Source organism: Photobacterium sp. SKA34, from assembly GCF_000153325.1.
Taxonomy (GTDB): Bacteria; Pseudomonadota; Gammaproteobacteria; order Enterobacterales; family Vibrionaceae; genus Photobacterium.
On the sequence record NZ_CH724141.1, the window covers coordinates 22,598 to 24,065 of the forward strand.

The following is a 1,468-nucleotide window of genomic DNA, read 5'->3' on the forward strand; positions in this document are numbered from 1 at the left end:
ACTGATCTCCCACCAAAACGGATCATTATATCGCTCTCGCTTAGCATGGTTTTCATGGTATAGGCAAAACTAGGCTCGACACACTTAATACCTTATCAACCTACAAAATTATATTCAGTTTTAAATTTTTTAGCGGCGAGATCACAGCTCTTTGGCTAGGTTTTCCATCTTATCTGATTCAGGTTTATCCTATAAATAGCTTATCTATTAACTATAAAGGATATCGATCATGGATGGGATGAGACGCTTACTCAAACCAAAATCAATTACCGTTATTGGCGCATCAGATAATCCTTCGCGTGCCGGTAATGTGGTTATTCGTAATCTATTATCCGATCAATTCCGTGGTCCTATCATGCCTGTCACGCCAAAATATGACGCGGTTGCAGGTATTCTTGCTTATCCTGATATTGCTAGCCTACCGCGTGTCCCTGATTTAGCTATTGTCTGTACTCGAGCTGAGTTAAATATTGATATCGTTGAACAACTGGGTAAAAAAGGCGTTAAAGCTGCAATTATTCTTGCGGCAGGAATGAATAATCAACAGTTAAACCCAGCCCCTTTTACGCCAAACCATCAACCAAGCCTTGAAGATCAAATGTTGGCTAAAGCCAAAGAATACGGAATGCGATTAATCGGCCCTAATAGTATGGGATTGATTTTACCGTGGCTAAACTTGAACGCATCATTTTCTCCCATTAGTGCTAATAAGGGTAATATTGCTTTTATCTCTCAATCTGCGGCTGTTTGTACCACTATTTTAGATTGGGCAAAAAATAAGAGTATTGGGTTCTCTACCTTTTTGTCACTCGGTGATGCCTGTGACATTAACTTTGCGGAGTTATTAGATACCTTATGCCAAGATTCTAAAACAGAAGCAATTTTGCTTTATATTGATTCGGTAAAAGATGCACGACGCTTTATGTCTGCCGCTCGAGCCGCAGCACGTAATCGTCGAATATTGGTGTTAAAAAGTGGCCGTACCCAAGCAGGTAGCTCTGCTGCACATATTCATACCGGTGGTGATATTGGCTTAGATGCAGTTTATGATGCAGCTATTAGGCGCTCAGGTATGTTACGAGTAAACAATACTCATGAACTCTTTGCAGCGGTTGAAACACTTTCCCACTCTGTACCCTTACGAGGTGAGCGCTTAGCGATTTTAACTAATGGCGGTGGGCCAGCAATTATGGCTGTTGATGCGCTTTCTGATCGCGGTGGTAGACTAGCCCAACTCAGCCCTGAAACAATTAATCGACTATCTGCTGTTTTACCTTCATGTTGGTCTCACTCTAATCCCATTGATATTATTGGCGATGCTGATATAACGCGGTATCAACAGGCGATTAAGATCTTATTAGACAGTGATGATTTTGATGCCTTATTGATCATGCACAGCCCATCTGCTATCGCGCCTGATACAGCGACCGCTAATGTACTCGTTGAAACTCTACACCAGCACCCTCGC

1 protein-coding gene is annotated in these 1,468 nt (G+C 42.0%); it reads left to right on the forward strand.

Annotated features, from left to right (window positions below):
• Positions 1-229 precede the first annotated feature (229 nt).
• On the forward strand, positions 230-1,468 hold a 1,239-nt coding region (locus SKA34_RS23410), incomplete at its 3' end, for an acetate--CoA ligase family protein (protein ID WP_006643704.1).